At 51.4% G+C, this 18,719-nt stretch carries 13 protein-coding genes; 1 reads left to right on the top strand and 12 read right to left on the bottom strand.

Translation table 11 applies throughout. The features are described 5' to 3' along the window. Positions 1-67 precede the first annotated feature (67 nt). From AC3ARB_RS02215 to AC3ARB_RS02160, 12 genes are all read right to left on the bottom strand, one after another. Positions 68-1,180, bottom strand: coding sequence for a 5-methyltetrahydropteroyltriglutamate--homocysteine S-methyltransferase (locus tag AC3ARB_RS02215; RefSeq protein WP_488320940.1), 1,113 nt, complete (start codon positions 1,178-1,180; stop codon positions 68-70). 146 nt (positions 1,181-1,326) lie between these two features. Beyond that, a complete protein-coding gene (locus AC3ARB_RS02210) occupies positions 1,327-1,686 on the bottom strand; it encodes an arsenate reductase family protein (protein WP_488320939.1) in 360 nt (119 codons plus the stop codon). 47 nt (positions 1,687-1,733) lie between these two features. Next, complete coding sequence (locus AC3ARB_RS02205; protein WP_488320938.1) at positions 1,734-2,231, bottom strand: methylated-DNA--[protein]-cysteine S-methyltransferase; 498 nt, start codon at positions 2,229-2,231, stop codon at positions 1,734-1,736. Beyond that, on the bottom strand, positions 2,228-2,458 hold the full coding sequence (locus tag AC3ARB_RS02200; protein WP_488320937.1) for a DUF6440 family protein: 231 nt from the start codon (positions 2,456-2,458) through the stop codon (positions 2,228-2,230). Before AC3ARB_RS02200 ends, AC3ARB_RS02205 begins: the two co-directional genes overlap by 4 nt. A gap of 79 nt (positions 2,459-2,537) precedes the next feature. Next, entirely contained in the window at positions 2,538-3,716 is a 1,179-nt protein-coding gene (locus tag AC3ARB_RS02195; RefSeq protein ID WP_488320936.1) for a 3-phosphoglycerate dehydrogenase family protein, read from the bottom strand. A gap of 33 nt (positions 3,717-3,749) precedes the next feature. Continuing rightward, a complete protein-coding gene (locus AC3ARB_RS02190; protein WP_488320935.1) occupies positions 3,750-3,944 on the bottom strand; it encodes a hypothetical protein in 195 nt (64 codons plus the stop codon). Continuing rightward, the gene (locus AC3ARB_RS02185) at positions 3,932-4,459 is read right to left on the bottom strand and encodes a GNAT family N-acetyltransferase (protein WP_488320934.1); all 528 of its coding nucleotides are present in this window, start codon (positions 4,457-4,459) and stop codon (positions 3,932-3,934) included. Before AC3ARB_RS02185 ends, AC3ARB_RS02190 begins: the two co-directional genes overlap by 13 nt. Beyond that, complete coding sequence (serC, locus tag AC3ARB_RS02180) at positions 4,459-5,550, bottom strand: 3-phosphoserine/phosphohydroxythreonine transaminase (protein ID WP_488320933.1); 1,092 nt, start codon at positions 5,548-5,550, stop codon at positions 4,459-4,461. The genes AC3ARB_RS02185 and serC overlap by 1 nt, the downstream gene beginning before the upstream one ends. A gap of 505 nt (positions 5,551-6,055) precedes the next feature. Beyond that, positions 6,056-6,685 (bottom strand): hypothetical protein, encoded by a 630-nt coding sequence (locus AC3ARB_RS02175; protein ID WP_488320932.1) that lies wholly within the window; start codon positions 6,683-6,685, stop codon positions 6,056-6,058. A 55-nt stretch (positions 6,686-6,740) separates the two neighbouring features. Beyond that, positions 6,741-7,268 (bottom strand): hypothetical protein, encoded by a 528-nt coding sequence (locus AC3ARB_RS02170; protein ID WP_488320931.1) that lies wholly within the window; start codon positions 7,266-7,268, stop codon positions 6,741-6,743. Beyond that, positions 7,265-7,717, bottom strand: a complete 453-nt coding sequence (locus tag AC3ARB_RS02165; RefSeq protein ID WP_488320930.1) for a deoxycytidylate deaminase — start codon at positions 7,715-7,717, stop codon at positions 7,265-7,267. Before AC3ARB_RS02165 ends, AC3ARB_RS02170 begins: the two co-directional genes overlap by 4 nt. A gap of 12 nt (positions 7,718-7,729) precedes the next feature. Beyond that, positions 7,730-8,788, bottom strand: coding sequence for a M24 family metallopeptidase (locus AC3ARB_RS02160; RefSeq protein ID WP_488320929.1), 1,059 nt, complete (start codon positions 8,786-8,788; stop codon positions 7,730-7,732). Between the two features lie 136 nt (positions 8,789-8,924). On the opposite strand from AC3ARB_RS02160, the gene AC3ARB_RS02155 reads away from it, so the two are divergent. Continuing rightward, the gene (locus AC3ARB_RS02155) at positions 8,925-18,599 is read left to right on the top strand and encodes a ZmpA/ZmpB/ZmpC family metallo-endopeptidase (protein WP_488320928.1); all 9,675 of its coding nucleotides are present in this window, start codon (positions 8,925-8,927) and stop codon (positions 18,597-18,599) included. Positions 18,600-18,719: the final 120 nt, after the last annotated feature.

Here is an 18,719-nt window from a genome sequence, read left to right as displayed (position 1 = left end):
TTGTTTTGATGGACATTAATGTTTTAGAATGCTTTAGCCTTGTGCTGTACTTACTCACGCTCTAGTGTTATCCCCAAACCTCGTCAATGATTTCTTTAACGAGTTTGAGCTTGTTCCATTGGTCATCTTCCGTGATAATATTGCCCTCTTCTGTCGAGGCAAAGCCGCACTGGGTGGCCAACCAGAGTTGGTCCAGAGACAAGTATTGACTAGCTTCCTTGATGCGGGCAATAATGGTCTCCTTGTCCTCCAGCTGACCGTCTTTTGTCGTAATGAGACCCAGCACCGCGACCTTGTTAGGGTCCTTGAATTCGGCCAGAGGTTCAAAACCACCTGCACGGTCGTTGTCATACTCCAAGAAGTAGGCAGTGGCATTTTCACGACCAAAGAGGGTCTCCGCAACTGGCGTGTAAGGGCCAGAGGTCAAGTGAGTTGACTGGTAGTTGCCACGGCAGACATGGGTGTTGATTTGCAAATCAGCTGGCAGGTCAGCAATGGCGGCATTGTTGATGCGGAGGAAATTCTCCCGCAGGAAATCCTTATCCACGCCCTTGATAACTGACTTGAAGAAGTCCTCGTCCATGATGGCTCCCCAAGTACAGTCGTCCAACTGGATGGTCCGAGCCCCTTCCTCATAGAGGGCCAGGATAGACTCCTGGTAGGCCTTGGCCAAATCCTGAGCCAATTCGGCTGGGTTGGGGTAGACTGCCAAAGCTGCCTGCATATTTGTTCCCCGTTGCAGTTCAATCAAGCACTGGGCAGGTGCAGGAATGGTGATTTTGGCCTCCACACCACGCTCGTCAGCCAATTGTTTGACAAAACGGAAATGGTTGATGAAAGGATGAGTGTCCTTGTTGAAACTGATTTTTCCGGTCACGATGGCTGAGTCGTCGTTGGTTTCAACCCCGACGAAGTGCAGGCCTTCCCCGTACTGGTGGCGGGCGATGCCTTCAAAGCCCCAGAAGAAATCCACGTGCCAGTTGGCCCGACGAAATTCGCCATCGGTCACTTTTTCAAGACCTGCGGCCACCTGCTTGTCAACCAGATCAGTAATCAGGCGGTCTTCGATGGCTGTCAACTCCTCAAAACTGAGCTCACCAGCCGCAAATTTTGCACGGGCTTCTTTCAATTCCTCTGGCCGCAAAAAGCTACCAACGTGTTCAAAGTATTTTTTAGTCATCACATCATCCTCTTTCATGATTTTTCTGTATATTTCAGAGATGATTTCATTATAGCAGATTGGTCTTTTCCTGACTAATACCCATTTTATCAGGCAATATATAGTTTCAAACTATAACAAAAGACTGGTTGCCCAGTCTTTTACTTTTAATCCAAGCCCAAGTCTGCATAAGGCGTCTTGTAGCCGATTTGCAGGATTTTGCCGTCCTTAATCAGAAGCGGCCGCTTGATTAACATGCCGTCAGCCGCCAGCAGGGCCAAGGCCTCATCCACCGTCAGGCTATCAAACTTATCTTTCAAGCCCAAAGCCCGATAGCTGTTGCCACTGGTGTTAAAGTATTTTTTCAGGTCCAAACCCGTCGCTTCCATCCAGGCCTTGAGTTCCTCAGCCGAGGGCGGAGTCGCCTTGATGTCGATGGCAGTAAAGTCCAGTCCCAGCTGGGTCAGCTCCTTCTTGGCTGCCTTGCAGGTGCTGCACTTAGGGTATTCGTAGTAACTATATGTCATCTTTTCACCACTTTCTTTCTCTTTCATTTTTTAGGAAAATAGCTGAGCTATTCAGCCAATGTCAGACTTAGGCCCTCATGTTCCAAGAGCCAGATTTTCTTGTCCAGACCACCAGCGTAGCCCGTCAAACTGCCGTCCGCTCCCAGAACCCGATGGCAGGGAATCAGAATGGCCAGGGGATTTTTCCCCACCGCACCGCCAATTGCCTGGGCAGACTTGCAGCTGAGCTTGTCAGCCAAAGCCTTATAGGTTATCGTCTGACCGTAGGGAATTGTGGCCAGCTCTGTCCAGACTCGTTTCTGGAAATCTGTCCCCCTAGCTGACAAGGGCAGGTCGGCCACATCAGGCTCCTGACCTGCAAAATACCTGTCCAGCCAGTCACAAGCACGGTCAAGGATAGGCAATTGGCCCAGCTCAGGTTCTACCGTCAGCCCTCGCTCAAAATAGGCCTGTCCCACAAACCATATGCCAACCAGACCAACCTCATCCGCCACTATCGATAAGTCACCGATGGGCGAGGGGTAAATCAGTTTGAAAAGGCTCATGGTCTCACCTTGGGCTTGCCGTCTGGAGTTAGCAGGGGTGTGATGGCCCCATTAAGGTGCAGGTATTCCACCCCTGTTTCCCTATCCCGAATGTAAAACGGTGCTGTGGCCATACCCTCAGGAACAAAATGAACCACCTCAAACCGCTCTTTAAGGTAGGCTTGTTGTTCAAGAGCCTCTGCTTGCTTCACCCGTTTTTGCTCTTTTTTATCCTCATCAAAAAACATGATTAATTTCTCCGCTCTGCTATTTTCCTAAATGATACCAAAAAAAGCCCCGCTCCGCAAGGCGGACCAGGGCTAGAATTTAGCGGCCTTCAATCAGGCGAACCTTGACGATGTTGGCGTCGGCCTCAAAGGCAGCCACCAGCTGATCAATCTTGGCCTTGTCGCTCTCGTCCAGGTCCAAAATGGTGTAGGCAAAATCACCCTTGGACCGGTTGATGATGTTGTCGATGTTGATGCCCAGGTTTGACACAGCCGTCGAAATGGTGGCCACGATGTTCGGCACGTTCTTGTTAATCAGGGTAATCCGATAAGGGGCGTCCAGAACCTGGTGCATATTAGGGAAGTTAACCGAGTTAGTGATTTCCCCCGTCTCCAGGAAGGTGCGGATGGTCTTGCTGGCCATGATGGCACAGTTGAGCTCGGCCTCCTCAGTTGAGCCACCCACATGCGGAAAGACCGTGATGCCAGGCTTATTGAGGAGCTCTTCGGTCCCAAAGTCGGTGATGTAACGCTTGATGACACCCGTTTCCAGGGCCTCAAAAAGGGCAGCGTGGTCCACCAACTCCGCACGGGCAAAGTTGATCAGGGTCGTTCCTTTTTTCATAAGGGCAAAGGCAGAGCGGTTAAAGGTGTCCTTGGTGTCTGGCGTGAGCGGCACATGGATGGTGATGTAGTCAGACTGGGTGAAAATCTCTTTCAGGTCATTGACCCGCTTGACGTGGCTGGAAATGCTCCAGGCCGTCTCGATAGAGACATAAGGGTCATAGCCCAAGACGTTCATGCCCAGACGGCGGGCATCGTTGGCAATCCGAGCCCCGATAGCCCCCAAACCAATGATGCCCAGGGTCTTGCCAGCAATCTCCGTTCCCGCAAACTGGCTCTTGCCTGCTTCGATTTGCTTGGGCACATCTTCCCCTGTCAAGGTATTGGCCCACTTGGTCGCTGAAAAATAATCCCGAGCCGACAAGAAAAGTGAGGTCAGAACAGCTTCCTTAACCGCATTGGCATTGGCACCTGGCGTGTTGAAGACCACGATACCAGCTGCGGTTGCTTCATCGATTGGGATGTTATTGGTCCCTGCACCCGCACGGGCGATAGCTTTCAGGTTGCTTGGCAAGTCAACGCCGTGCAGGTTTTGGCTGCGGATGATGTAGGCGTCTGGGTTGTCAGAACGGTCGCCGTCAACCTGGAAGGCATTGCCCAGCTCCGCTAGACCAATCTTGTTGATGTTGTTGTAGGTTTTTACGCTGAATACCATGAATTCTCCTTGTCTGTATGCACTGATGTGTCACTATATCTTGGCTGTCTCGGTATGGCCATCAGAGCGAATAGCCTTGTAGCCACCGAAAAAGGCTGGCTCAATCCGAGACCCCTTGTCTCCAGAATAACCTCCAAATAAACCTGGATTAAAATGTTCCTTGATACCGTCGTCAAACCGGTACCAAAAACCACCCAGAAAGAGGTCTTTTGATATCACTCTGCCCATTTGTGCTCCTTTGTCAGCTCGTTTGCGACCTTCTCATAGGCCAACCGCTCCCCATCTGGCAAGAGGGCCTGGCCGATGTGGACAAAGCCCAGCTTGGTCAAGAGCCCCTGGGTGGCCTGGTTGAGCTGGTGGGTATCGGCTCGAAATTCCCGTGATTGACTGACTTCCATCAGACCCTCCAGCAGGGCCAGAGCCACCTCTTGGCCACGGTAAGCCTCCCCCACCGCCAAGCGGTGGAAGGTCAGGTAGTCTCTTTTTTCTGGGTGGGTCCAAGCCCCAGACAGGAGCTGGTCGTAGGCAGGGTCATGACCCGTCAAGGCCACATAGGCCGCCACCTGACCATCAACCACAGCCACCTGGCCATAGCCATTCAGAATATCCGCCACAATAACCTCACGGTCAGGATAGCCGTTTTGCCACTGGTCGCTGCCAGTGCTAACGATGTAGCGTCTGCCGTCTGCGATAATCTCTAAAATACGGTCCACCTCGTTAGGGTGGGCAAGCCTAATCTCCATTAGCCGTGTTTCTCCGCAAAGTCTGCCATAAAGGCAATCAAATCCACCACACCCTGACTCGGGAAGGCGTTGTAAAGACTGGCTCGCATGCCACCCACGCTGCGGTGGCCCTTGATGTTCTTAAAGCCAGCAGCCTCTGCCTCCTTAGCAAAGAGCTTGTCCAGTTCCTCACTCGGCGTCACAAATGGGATATTGGCTACCGAACGGTCAGCTGGATTGACCACTGGACTGCGGTAAAAATCAGACCCTTCGATGTAATCATAGAGCAAACCAGATTTCTCTCGGTTGAGCTCTGCCATTTTCCCAACACCGCCCAGAGCCTTGACGTGCTCAAAGACCAGCTTGGCCATGTAGATACCAAAGGTCGGCGGGGTGTTGTAGAGGCTGTCGTTGTCGGCCTGGATCTTGTAGTCCAGCATGGACGACAGGGCAGGCGTCGTGTTAATCAAGTCCTCACGGATGATGACGATGGTCACGCCCGCAGGCCCGATGTTCTTCTGGGCACCCGCGTAAATCATGCCAAAGTCCTCCACTCGGTACTGGGCCGCCAGGATGTTGGAACTCATGTCCGCCACGACAGGCACGCCATTGGTATCCGGCACCTCATAGATGCTCGTCCCCTCGATGGTGTTGTTGGTCGTGATGTGGACGTAGGCCGCCTCGGGATCAATGCTAGAAGCGTCAAAGCTTGGCACGTGGTCAAAGTTGCTGTCCTCTGATGAGGCCAACAAGATTGGCTCAAAAGGTAGGGTTTTAGAGAGCAAAACCGCCTCAGTATAGGCCTTTTTGCCCCAAGAACCAGCTACATGATAATAAGCTTTTTTGCCCAGGGCAAGATTGAGGGGAATCATAGAGAACTGGGTCGACGCCCCGCCTTGTAGGAAGAGGACCTTGTAGTTGTCAGGAATGGCCATGAGCTCACGGAGCAAGCTCTCCGCGTCCTTAATAATCTGATCAAACTCAGGAGCTCGGTGGGACAGCTCCATAACGCTCATGCCTGAGCCTGCATAGTCCAGAAACTCTGCCTGGGCCTTTTTAAGCACTTCTTGGGGCAGGACAGCTGGTCCTGCTGAAAAATTATAAACGGTCATGACACACCTCGTTCTGTTAGAAATATTTTTACCATTATAGCACAAGATGGCAAAGTTCGCTATTTTTTCACTCAGAAATCAGCTTATTCTTCGAAAAATAAGCGAAACAACAATAAACAAACTTTTTGTTGTATTTTTTAAAAGATCATTCGGTTTTTGTTTTATCTAAGCACAAGTCCCTAGTAAGGAAAATATTTTCAGAAAAAATACAGAAAAAAAGACCTTTCGGCCTTTTTCCCCGTCACGGCTACTCAAAATAAGAAGTTGCCACGACGGTGTGAGGACGAACTCCCCACTTCTTGCGGTCCAACTCATTTACCACAAGCTACTAATGCCAATAAATTGAAAGTCAAAAGAGCTAAACTTCTCATTTTCTCGTCATTTTCTTCTCCCTTATCATACTCTCACTCGCTCCAACTTCAGCCCTTACCGTTGCCCAACACCGATTTGGGAAAATAGCGGAGCAGGCAGTCAGGTATAGGGATAACTTGCGGGTATAGAACGATCAACTCTTGGTCAGTTTCCCCTTCTTGGCATCACGAATGGGTTTGAACAACATCTGATAAAAATAAAAGCCTAAAATCAAAAAATTACCAGGGAAAATAACTAGAAAAATCCAATCTTCTAACCAAGGGAAGAAGTGAACCAAGAACACAATCCCTATGATATAAAAATAGATGGTCAGAACAAGACACATGCTCCAAAAAGCCATACGCTTAGTCCCTGCATAACGTTCCACATAAGACCTTTTGGGACAATGAGAACAGTAATAAACCGTCAACAAACTCCCCTTAGGGAAATGATGCTTCATCAGGCCATTAAAGGAGTAAAGGGAATGTCGTCTAATCGTTATCACCTTATCTAGAGGGTTATCCTGACTTTCCGCCTGAGTAGAACTAAAAGGAGTCGAAACGGTCACAACAGCCTCATACTCCAAACTTCGGTAATAGGTCTTTTGACCAACCCTATACTCTACCTTGGGCAGCATGGTACCACTACCATAGCGATAACCAACAACCTTACCAAGAACCTGACAGTCAGCCTGCTCCCTGTCTTTTTCTCTCTTATACCAAACCCAACAAATCAAGCACCCGACGCCAACTAAAATACTGAAACCTAAAATTAACCAAATCATTCGCCCCACACCTCTTTATTTATTCAATTAACAACCAACTTCTTCCTCATAGCCTTTAACGGCTTAACCCCGCAGGAAAATAGCAGAGCAGACCATCAGGCACAGGGATAACTTGCGGATACCGCTCTAGCAACTCCTGACTGAACCAACCTAACCCTTCCAAGTCTTGGTCTGGGTTGATGAGATAAGTTCTGGCTGACCGATTACCCAAAATCTCAGCCAACAAGGGATAGGTTTGGGCATAGGTAAAACTCTGGGGAGCTTGACCACCCAGTTCTCGAATATCCTCCAAGGACAGCCCCTCATCAAACAAGCCCAAGACCTTAATGGGCGACGCATAGGTTTCCTTGAACCGAGACAAACGCGTTTTGACTGGCTCTGCCAGGTCGCTGGCCAGCAAGCTCGCCACCTCCAGGCGTTCCCCCAAGTCCAGATAGCCAACAATGGCCTTGACCGGACTAGACAGGTAAAGATAGGCCCTTAACTCCCCTTTGGGGAAACGACTTCGGTATTCAAACTGTTTTTTCCCAGTCAACAAGCTAGGAAAAACCTGGGGACTGAAACTTAAAATGATTGCTGTCATCTTTCTCCTAACTTGAGCTCAGGCACCTCATGCTGGACACAGGTCACGCCTTTTTTGGCCATGAGCTCAATGGCTAGGGGATTGGGGCGGTAGGCTGTTTTATAGGTAATTTTCGTGACACCAGCCTGCAGGAGGGCCTTGGTGCAGTTGATGCAAGGGAAATGGGTGACGTAGATCTCGGTGCCATCGGTGGAAATCCCCTCCTTGGCACACTGAATCAAGGCATTCATCTCGGCATGGACCGTCCGAATGCAGTGGCCGTCCTCCATGTAGTGGCCAGCCTCGTCGCAGTTATCCGTCGCAGACACCCCACCGTTGTAGCCTGTGGCGATGATCCGCTTGTGCTTGACCAAGACGGCCCCGACAAAGGCTCGGTCGCAGGTGGAGCGTTTGGAAATCAGCTCCGCATTGGCCATAAAATAATCTTCCCAGGATAGGCGATTGGTCATCTGGTTCTCCTCTTACAAAACAATCAATTCCTTAGGGGCATGGGTCAGGACTTCGCAGCCTGTTTCCGTGATGAGGAGGTCGTCCTCGATACGGACCCCGTAGAGGCCGTCCAGGTAAATGCCTGGTTCGTCGGTCACCACCATGCCAGCCTGCAAGACACCCTTGCCACGGAAAAATGGCTCCTCATGAACATCAAGGCCCATGCCGTGACCGATCCCGTGAGTAAAGTTGGCCCCGTAACCCGCGTCAGCAATGATGCCACGCGGCACGCCGTCAAAATCCTTGAAACTCATGCCTGCCCGTGCTTGCTCAATCAGCTCGGCATTTGCCCGCAGGGCGAGGGCATAAATCTCCCGCTCCTGGTCAGTGGTCTGCCCGATATGAACCGTGCGGGTCATGTCGCTGGCGTAGTGCTCAAAAACGCAACCAAAGTCCAGGGTCAGGCTCTCGCCTGTGGCGATGACCTTGTCGCTGGCCCGTCCGTGGGGCATGGCAGAGCGGTAACCCGAGGCCACGATGGTGTCAAAGGACAGGCCAGAAGCACCCAGTTCTCTCATGCGGAAGTCCAGGAAAGTCGCCACCTCCAGCTCGGTCTTGCCCGGCTTGATAAAGTCCAAAACGTCGGTGAAAGCCTGGTCAGAAATCCGACAGGCCTGACGGATGATGGCAATTTCTTTCTCGTCCTTAATCTGCCGCAGCTCCTCCACAAAATTGCCGATTGGCTTGAGGTCATAGCCCTCAAAAACAGCTGTCAGGGCCTGATAATAAGCGTAAGACACCTGATTGTCAAAACCAATAGTGGACAGGCCCTCATCCTTGATCAGGTCCCAGATAGCCCCCAGGGCATCCCGATGGTCCACCACCTCAAAATCACCTGTGACGACCTGCTTGGCCACCAAGATGTAACGGCTATCGGTCACAAAAATCCGTCGGTTACGGCTGATAAAGACCGTCCCAGCCGACCCCCAGAACCCCGTCAGGTAGTAGATGTTTCTCTCGCCTGTGACCAAGAATGCATCCAGCTCCTCGCGGTCCAACTTGGCCAAAAATTTGTTCAATCGTGCTTGCATAAGTCCCTCCTTTGCTCTCATTATACCCCCATTGGCCAGAATTGACAAATCTTTTCCTTAAAAACCGATAAGTTCTGGCTTTCCTAGCACCTTTTTGATAAAATAAAGACATATTATCTAATTAATGGAGGAACGTATGAAAAACAAGCAAAATTGGCGTCGTATTCGTCGCTTTTCCATTCGTAAACTGACCATCGGGGTTGTATCCACAACCATCGGTATCAGTCTCTTAGGTGCTGGTTTGGCCAGTCAGCCAGCCCTTGCTCATGAGATGGGTGACCAGGATTGTCAGTTGGTGCAACATGGCACTGTTCACCTTGACTACCAGTATGTCAACGAGAAGGACTTGACTGCTGAACAGCGGGCCTTACTCAAGTCTAGCGACCAATTTGCCAAGGAAGTTGCCGACAAGAACGCCACCTACATTCTGGTTTACCAGCCAAAACGTGGCCTTCTGACCCTGCCAAACACAGGTGATTTACCTAGTGGCCTCACAAGTCTCCTGGGAGCTTCTGCCCTGGCGGGTGTGATTTTGGTGGTTAGCCGCCGCAAGAAAGAAACGGCCATGACCGTGCTCTTGGTGACCTCAGCTGCGGGTCTGGCCCTGTCAAGCACCCAGGCTTCTGCCCTGCAAGATGGCCTGACCAGCTTCTTGACCCAGTCCTACACCGTTGCAACTGGTCACCAACTGCCACAACCTGAGTGGGTTATCGGGGACTTGGAATTTGCCAGCTACCTGGTGATTCCACAAGAAGACTGTGTGCCTCTTGCACCAGTAGTGGAAACACCCGCTCCTGTTACGCAACCAGAAGCCCCTGTTGCCGAAGAGGTTGCCCAGCCAACTCCTGAGCTTATAGAAACTGTCACTCAACCAGTACCTCAAGTAGTGGAATCCGTGACACCACCAGCCCCACCTAGCCTTGAAACCGTTGAAGTGCCCGTCACTAGCAAGGGTGAGAGCGTAACGGCTGAACCACTGCCTGAATTCCCAGTGGATGAAGTACCTGTGACGAGCAAAGGGGAAAGTCTAACCGCTGAGCCACTACCTGAATTCCCAGTAGACGAAGTGCCCGTCACTAGCAAGGGTGAGAGCGTAACGGCTGAACCACTGCCTGAATTCCCAGTGGATGAAGTACCTGTGACGAGCAAGGGGGAGAGCGTAACGGCTGAACCCCTGCCTGAATTCCCTGTGGATGAAGTACCTGTGACGAGCAAGGGTGAGAGCGTTACGGCTGAACCACTACCTGAATTCCCAGTAGATAAAGTGCCCGTCACTAGCAAGGGTGAGAGCGTTACGGCTGAGCCACTACCTGAATTCCCAGTGGATGAAGTACCTGTGACGAGCAAGGGTGAAAGCGTAACTGCTGAGCCACTACCTGAATTCCCGGTGGATGAAGTGCCCGTCACTAGCAAGGGAGAAAGCGTAACGGCTGAACCCCTGCCTGAATTCCCTGTGGATGAAGTACCTGTGACGAGCAAGGGTGAGAGCGTTACGGCTGAGCCACTACCTGAATTCCCAGTAGATGAAGTGCCCGTCACTAGCAAGGGTGAGAGCGTAACGGCTGAACCCCTGCCTGAATTCCCGGTGGATGAAGTACCCGTCACTAGCAAGGGTGAAAGTGTGACTGCTGAACCCCTGCCCGAATTCCCAGTGGACGAAGTGCCCGTCACTAGCAAGGGTGAGAGCGTAACGGCTGAGCCACTACCTGAATTCCCAGTGGATGAAGTACCAGTGACGAGCAAAGGGGAAAGTCTGACCGCTGAGCCACTACCTGAATTCCCAGTAGATGAAGTTCCAGTGACGAGCAAAGGGGAAAGTCTGACCGCTGAGCCACTACCTGAATTCCCAGTAGATGAAGTTCCAGTTACTAGCAAGGGTGAGAGCGTAACGGCTGAACCGCTGCTAACCTTTGACCCAGAAGCTGACGAGGACAACGACGGGTTCTCTAACCAGGACGAATTGACCGCTGGAAGCAATCCTTTGGATGAAAGCTCTGTGCCTGAACAGAAAACAACACCCGAAGAGGGGGAAGCAGTTGAGACAGCTGAACCACTGCCAACCTTTGACCCAGAAGCTGATGAGGACGGGGACGGGTTCTCTAACCAGGACGAATTAACCGCTGGAAGCGATCCTTTGGATGAAAGCTCTGTGCCTGAACAGAAAACAACACCCGAAGAAGGAGAGACTGTTGAGACAGCTGAACCGTTGCCAACCTTTGACCCAGAAGCTGATGAGGACGGGGACGGGTTCTCTAACCAGGACGAATTAACCGCTGGAAGCAATCCTTTGGATGAAAGCTCTGTGCCCGAACAGAAAACAACACCCGAAGAGGGGGAGACTGTTGAGACAGCTGAACCGCTGCCAACCTTTGACCCAGAAGCTGATGAGGACGGGGACGGGTTCTCTAACCAGGACGAATTAACCGCTGGAAGCAATCCTTTGGATGAAAACGCTGTGCCTGAACAGAAAACAACACCGGAAGAGGGGGTAGCAGTTGAGACAGCTGAACCGCTGCCTGAATTCCCAATGGATCAAGTGGTCACGGAAGTTGTGAACTTCCCAATTACCTCAACAGATGATGACCAACTCTTGAAAGGACAAACAGTCATTGACACACCAGGTGAAAATGGCTCTGTCACTTACATTGTGCTTGACGGTACCCGCCACATTCTAGCTGAAACACCTGCGAAAACCCAGGTGCAACGGGTCGGCACGAAAGTTCAAACACAAGCTGAGCTGACCGATCCAAAACCAGTTAAACAGGTTCTCATGGTTGGTGACGTTCCTCAAGCCAGCGCCAGCATTTCCCCAGAAAACCTCCCAGAAGATACCACCATCAACTGGGCTGAAAACGGTAAACCGAGCACGGAACAAGCCGGTCTGGGTATCGCAGGTCGCGTGATGGTGACCTATAAGGACGGCTCATCTGAAACCGTGGACGTGACCATCGATGTCAAGGCTCAACCACTCAAAGACACCCACCAGCCAACGGCTAAGAAGCAAAGCGTCTCCCTTGGGGCAAGTGTTGCTGCCGCAAACAGCGTCACCATCGCTGACCAGAGTGTGGTCAAAACCATCGACTGGTTGAACCAACAAGCCCCATCGACTAACCAACCTGGCCAGGATATCCCTGCCAAGGTTCGAGTGACCTATACCGATGATAGCTTTGACGATGTGGACGTGACCATCGACGTCAAGGCTCAACCACTCAAAGACACCCACCAGCCAACGGCTAAGAAGCAAAGCGTCTCCCTTGGGGCAAGTGTTGCTGCCGCAAACAGCGTCACCATCGCTGACCAGAGTGTGGTCAAAACCATCGACTGGTTGAACCAACAAGCCCCATCGACTGACCAACCTGGCCAGGATATCCCTGCCAAGGTTCGAGTGACCTATACCGATGATAGCTTTGACGATGTGGACGTGACCATCGATGTGACGGCACCGACCGAGTTCTACGTTCGCAACGGCAACTACAACTCCCTGGCCGGCCAAGGTACCCAGGAAGCGCCGTTCGACAGCCTCAAGCGGGCCCTGGAACTGGCGACAGACGGCGTCACCATCAAGCTAGTGGAAAACGTTCAAGGCATTTCGGTGGCCAATACGGCTAGCGCAAACACCTTTGCCATCAACAAGGCCGTAACCATTGACGGTCAGGGCAACTCCTTGAGCTTCAGAGGCCTCAACCTAGAGACCCTAGCCAACGTTACCTTCAAAGACCTCACTTTGGACATCCTGCCTGACGGGGCTCAAAATGACAGTGTCATCCGCACCAACGGCAACCAAGTTACCTTTAACAATGTCCGCACCACCCTAAACAACCGGTCAAGCAACCACCCTGTCCTGGATGTCAACGGCGGCCAAGTCACGCTGACCAATTCGACCGAAGGAACTGAGTTTAAGGCCATCAAACTGGCCGGTCAAAACGCTAGCCTAAGCCTAGACAGTCAGGCAAGGGTGAAAGAGGGGGTTACTGCTTCTGGAACAGGGGCAACCATCACTAGCACTTCACCACATGTCCTTTCCTACCGAGGCACAAGTGGTCAAAACACCACTCTCAACCTCCAGAACGTCTCACCAAACTCAAGCCTAACCCTGACCGGTCTTGACCATCTCAACCTGACCAACAGCCAGGTAACCCCTGCCAGCGGTCTGACGGCCCTCAAGTCTCTGACTTTGACTGGCACAGCTGACCGACCAGCCAACTTAAACCTCAGTCGTCTGGTGGGAGAATTTGACGATGACGCGACCGTCGCCATCGACCGCTTGAGTGCTGACAATGGCCAGATTCAGCTGCCACTCAACACCAAGCTGGTTGTGACGGAATCAATCACAACACCAGTCGCTATCATTGTCAACGACCAACCGGTAACCCGTCTGACACCACTTCATCTAGAACATGCTCTGGTTACCGTCAATGACCAACAAGTGACGGATAATCTGGTCTTCACCCTCTATCCAGAAAATAGTGGCTATGGCATTACCCGCCAAGGAAATGACTTTGTCATCAAGGGTTCAGATGCTGTTTACCAAAATCCTGAAGGGGTTGACCGTACCGTGGTCGTTGGCTCACAGTTAGACCCTGCTGACAGTATTGACCAGGAAGGTCTGGAAAATGTGCGAGGCTATGCTTGGAAGGAGGGGGAAAAACCAAGTACCGACCAACCTGGTTTAGACATTCCTGGTATCGTCATTGTGACCTACAATGATGGCTCATCTGAAGAAGTTGACGTCTATGTGATCGTCCAGTCCATGAAAGACTTCTACACGCCGACGGCTAAACCACAGACCGTGACTGCAGGGGAACAGGTGTTACCACAGGCTAGCATCGAGCCAAGCTCCATTGCCAATCTGCAGGATGTGGAAAGCTATGCTTGGAAAAATGACCAACCTAATACAGAGCAGCCGAACCCAAATCTCAAAGCAACCGTTCTTGTGACCTATAAGGATAAGACCCAGGACGAGGTTGAAGCAACCGTTGTCGTCAAGGCCAAACCGATGAAGGATGTCTATGCCCCAACGGCTAAACCACAAACCGTGACAGTCGGCAACCCTGTTACCCCACAAGACAGCATTGAACCGAGCTCCATTGCCAACCTCCAGGATGTGCAAGGCTATGCTTGGAAAAATGGTCAACCAAATACCAGTCAGGTCAACCAAGACCTCAAGGCCACAGTGATCGTGACCTACAAGGACAAGACCACAGACGAGGTTGAAGCAACCATCATCGTTAAGGCTAAACCGATGAATGACGTCAACAACCCGACGGCTCAAACCCAGACCGTCAAGGTTGGCGATACCCTGGACCCACGCGCCAGCATCGTGGCCGACTCCGCTCAAAACATGAAGGCCTTTGCCTGGAAGGACCCAGAACCAAGCACCGCCCAGGCCAACAACAACCTCCAGGCCACGGTTATCGTCACCTACGATGATGACACGACCGACGAGGTAAACGTGACCATCGTGGTTCAAGAACGTGAGAACCTGGCCCAGCGTACCAACCCAACCCCTGTCAAACAACGGGTAGCTACAGGTACTGACCTCACCAACCTGGCCAGCGCCAGCATTTCCCAAGAAGGCCTCCCAACAGGTAGCAACATCACTTGGTTGACCCAGCCGAGCACCACGGAGCCAGGTAGCAACAAGGCCGGCAAGGTTCGCGTCACCTACGCTGATAACTCTGCTGACGAGGTGGATGTCCAAGTTGATGTGGTCGCCAAACCAACCCTGACCCTAACCAAGCTGGTGGATGACGATGAGGCCAGAACAGCCACCCTCACCTACCGCCTGGAAGACCCATCAGGCACCTACACCAGTGCCAAGGTCCGTCTCCTCAAGGGGAACGACCTCGTTCAGGAGCTTCCTTTGGGACAATGGCAGAGCGGTCAGCAAGAACTGACCCTGAACAAGCTGGAGCATAACGTTGAGTACACCGTTGAGACCATCCTGACCTACGACCTGGGTCTCGGTCAAGGCCAACAGGACGAAACCCTGACTGACCGTCGCCAGTTTGAACTGACCACCAAAAAAGTCGAGTTCCGCAACGTGGCTGAAAACGAGCTCTATACCGTCGATGCCGCTGGTCAATTGACTCGGGTTAACGGCCTGACCACCGCACCAAGCCAGACTGACCTGACCAACTATGTGGTTAAAATCAGAACCAGCAAGAACAAGGACGTCTACCTGCCAGTTGCCAGCATTACCGATAGTGGCGACGGCTTCACCGTCACCGCCACCCAGCCAGAACTGGTGCAGTTCGGCAATGACAACATCACTAAAACAGAGGGTTACAGCTTCAAGCTTGGCAAGATTGTTACCAAACCAGGAGCCTATTCAGACTTCAATGAACTGATTAAGGCCATGAACGCTGACCCAAGAGGCACCTACTACCTGTCAGCTGATATGCAGGCTACTGCTAGTCCAGATGGTAGCCCATATATCAAGCAAGCATTCACTGGTAGCCTTTCAAGTATCGATGACAGCAAACGCTTTAGCATTGAAGGTTTGACAGGCCCACTCTTTAGTGACCTCAACGGCAGCGTCTCTAATATTGCTCTAACTGGTGTCAACATCAACAACACCAGTCTCAGAGAAGTCGGTGCCTTGGCTAAGAACGCCAACAACGCTACAATTCGAGATGTTGAGGTGCAGGGTTCCTTGGCAGTTAACTCTTATGTCGGTGGACTGGTCTTCAAGACAACAGGTAGTACCCTAATTGAACATGTCACCACAGATGTCACGATTACAACTCGAAATAATGGCGTTAGTCATCAGATGGGAGGCATCATCGGTCAACAAGTCAGTGGCACCCTCACCAAGTCCAAAGCGACTGTCAATCTAACGACCTTGGTGACTGCTAGTGGTTCTCCAATTGGTGGACTTGTCGGAGAAGTTAATGGAACAGTTAGCAACTCCTATGCTACTGGAACTATTAAACCAAGTCGGAACACTGCCTATGCTGGTGGTGCTGTTGGCCGCTTAGGCTTTGTAACGGTTGATAATGTCATCAGTGCTGTTACTACCACAAACGGCAATGGATTTGTTGGCTTTAAGGCTTTTGGTAACATCGTAAATAGTGCAACCGTTACAGGCTCTACTGCTCAGGGTGGTATTCCAACTATTTCACCAGAAGAGGCTGCCACTCGTTCTGCCAACTGGGGAGCACGTCCAGCAGGAGCAAATGCAACAGCAACAACAACGCCAACTGCTGGAACAGCCGCTCCAAGTGCGACAGCAACAACCTTTAACTGGTCAAGCCTGACCAAGGCCAAACCTGGCTATGAAACGGCCTATGAGAACATGGAGAAGCTCCTGCCTTACTATGACCGTCACACCATTGTCAAGTATGCCAATAAGCTGACTAGCGACAGCAAGCTCTTTACAACCAAGCTCTTGTCTGCTGTCCCAATGGCTGATACCCGCTTTGCTGCTGACACTCTGGCTAACGCTACCATCAACAAGCTCTTCCTCCACTTTGACGACAACACTAAGGAAGAACATGACCTGACTGCTCTTGGTAATTTCAAAACGACTAAGATTCGTGAGTTCAGCTTTGGCGATGGCCTGCTCTACACCCCAGAACAGTTCAACCAAGTGCCAGAAAGCACCGTTCAGAACATTGTCAATAAGCTGACGGCCCATACCAACCTGACCGTCGAGAACTTGATTAGGTTCTATAACATTCAAGAAGAAGTGACCAACGGTCGTGTGACAGCCACCAAGGAACAGGCTGCCAACCGCCTGCTCTACCTCAAAAAACCACTGGAGGCTGTTAAGGCCAAGCTGGCAGACCATGTCAAGGCCTTGATTTCTAGCTATGCCAGCATTGATTTGACCTCTGATGCCCTCAACCGTCATTTGACCAAGGAACTGACCAAGGATGTGGACCGCCTCATGCTGGGTCTGGCCCATCTGGAACGGTCTTACGATGTCAACTACGGGGACTACAACATCAAGAACCTTGTGATTTACCGTCCTGACTTTGATGGCAAGAAGGTCAATGTGGTGGATCATGTGATCAGTATGGCCGATACTGCCAACAGCCTCAAGTTGACCGACAACGTCCGCACCTACGATGAAAAATTAGCCAAGGTAACAGACACCGCAGGTTTGTTCAACTTCTTGGAGAAACGTCGCCAGCTCTTCTTACCTAACAAGACCAATGAGGACTGGTTCAAGGAAAATACCAAGGCCTTCCTCTACGAAAAAGCTTCGGAAGAACACCCAAGTGCTCCTCATGTCAAGATTTACGACAAACTCAAGAATTACACTGCTCAGAATGCCCTGACCTTGCAACAGGAAAAACCATACGAGCGTTACCTCTTGCCACTCCTCAATTTGGACAAGGAAGACCAGATTTTCGTCCTGTCAAGCATGACTACCCTGACTTTGGGTAACTTCGGCCAGCTGGCAGACCCAGCATCAGCCCAGTACGCGGCGGCTGTCGCCAAAGCCAAGACTCAAGATATTCCAAACTATATGGAAAGTATCAACAACTTCCTTGAGATGTGGAGCCGCTTTACCCTTCCGGAGAAAAAAGATGTCCTGGCCAACCGCCAGACCATCGTCCTCCAAGGTTACAATGTAGCATCAGGCTCTGACAGACGGTGGATGGTCGAACATGGGGATAGCTACAGCATCGTGGACGACTTCTACGGCCCACTTGGTCTCTACTACCCAGAGGGACCGCAGAGTGCCTTTGCCAACGGCCGTGACCGCGTCCAGTTCCTCAGAACCAACCTGCTGACCGATCAGGGGATTTCCACCACAACCCATGAGCTAACCCACAACTACGACCGTGAGGTTATGCTCAATGGTCACGACCGCCGGATTGGTCATGGGGCCGAGTCCTACGCCCTGGGCTTGCTCCAATCAGTGTCAAGTGCCAATGACTACTGGCTTGGTTTCAACTCAGCATTTGGCAACCTGTCAGGTGCCAACCACAACAGCAGCCCTCGACTCTTCCGCACCACGACTGACCTTGAGAACTACATGAAGGGTGTCATGGATGTCACCTACAGTCTGGACCTTTTGGAGTTGGAAGCTATCCGTAAACTGGCACCAAGTGAACAGAGCCTCTTCTTCCATAAGTTGGAATTAGGCACTAGTCAAACTGAAAACTCAGGCGGTATCACCTACACCCATACCAACGACCGGGTACGGAACCTGACCCCAACCGAATGGACTGCTATCGGTACTGCTGAGATTGACAAGCTGATTGATGCCAACGCCCTTCTTAAGGACCCAGTCGGCACCAACGGGGCTGGTGGCAATCCAACTGTCGGCAAGGAGTACGTCCGCACAGATGATGCTAACTACTACTGGTTGCCATTGACCGCACCGATTTATGGCGGTAACGTCAACCCGAACGGTGCTTCTGGTGGCTTCCAATTCCGTCGAACAGCCTTTGAACTTCTGGCTGCCAAAGGTTGGGAAGAAGGCTTCCTGCCTTACACCAGTAACCAACTCAAGGCTGAGGCCGAAGCGAGTGGTAAACCGCTCAGCGACCTCTACATCCTGAACAAGATTTTGGATGGCCAAAGCTACGCTGATTTCAAGAAGGCGGAATACGCTGCTCGTGCCGCACAGCTTGACCGCCTCAAGGCTATAACCATTAGCTACAATGGTCGCCAGCATGTTTTGAACAGCAGAGAAGATATCCAGAGATTACTGAATCAAGCGACCGCTAGGGATTTGACGAGATTGAAAGCTAACTCAAACGCTGTGACTCAAGACCGTCACCTCCTCAAACTGGCTATCATCAAGGCCTACAACCAACTGACTAATGACTTTAGAGAGTCTATCTACAAATAAGCTAGTCTAGTTTAGAGCCTGAGACAAAAGTCTCCCAGACTACCACAAAAAAAAAGCAACGGATTTGAATCCGTTGCTTTTGTATACTAAAAAGTCCCATATGACTGACAAGCTCAGCGA

It is taken from the genome of Streptococcus sp. ZY171113 (genome assembly GCF_057748235.1).
Note: the sequence above shows the minus strand (reverse complement) of the source record. Positions and strands in the feature narration are given on the sequence as shown.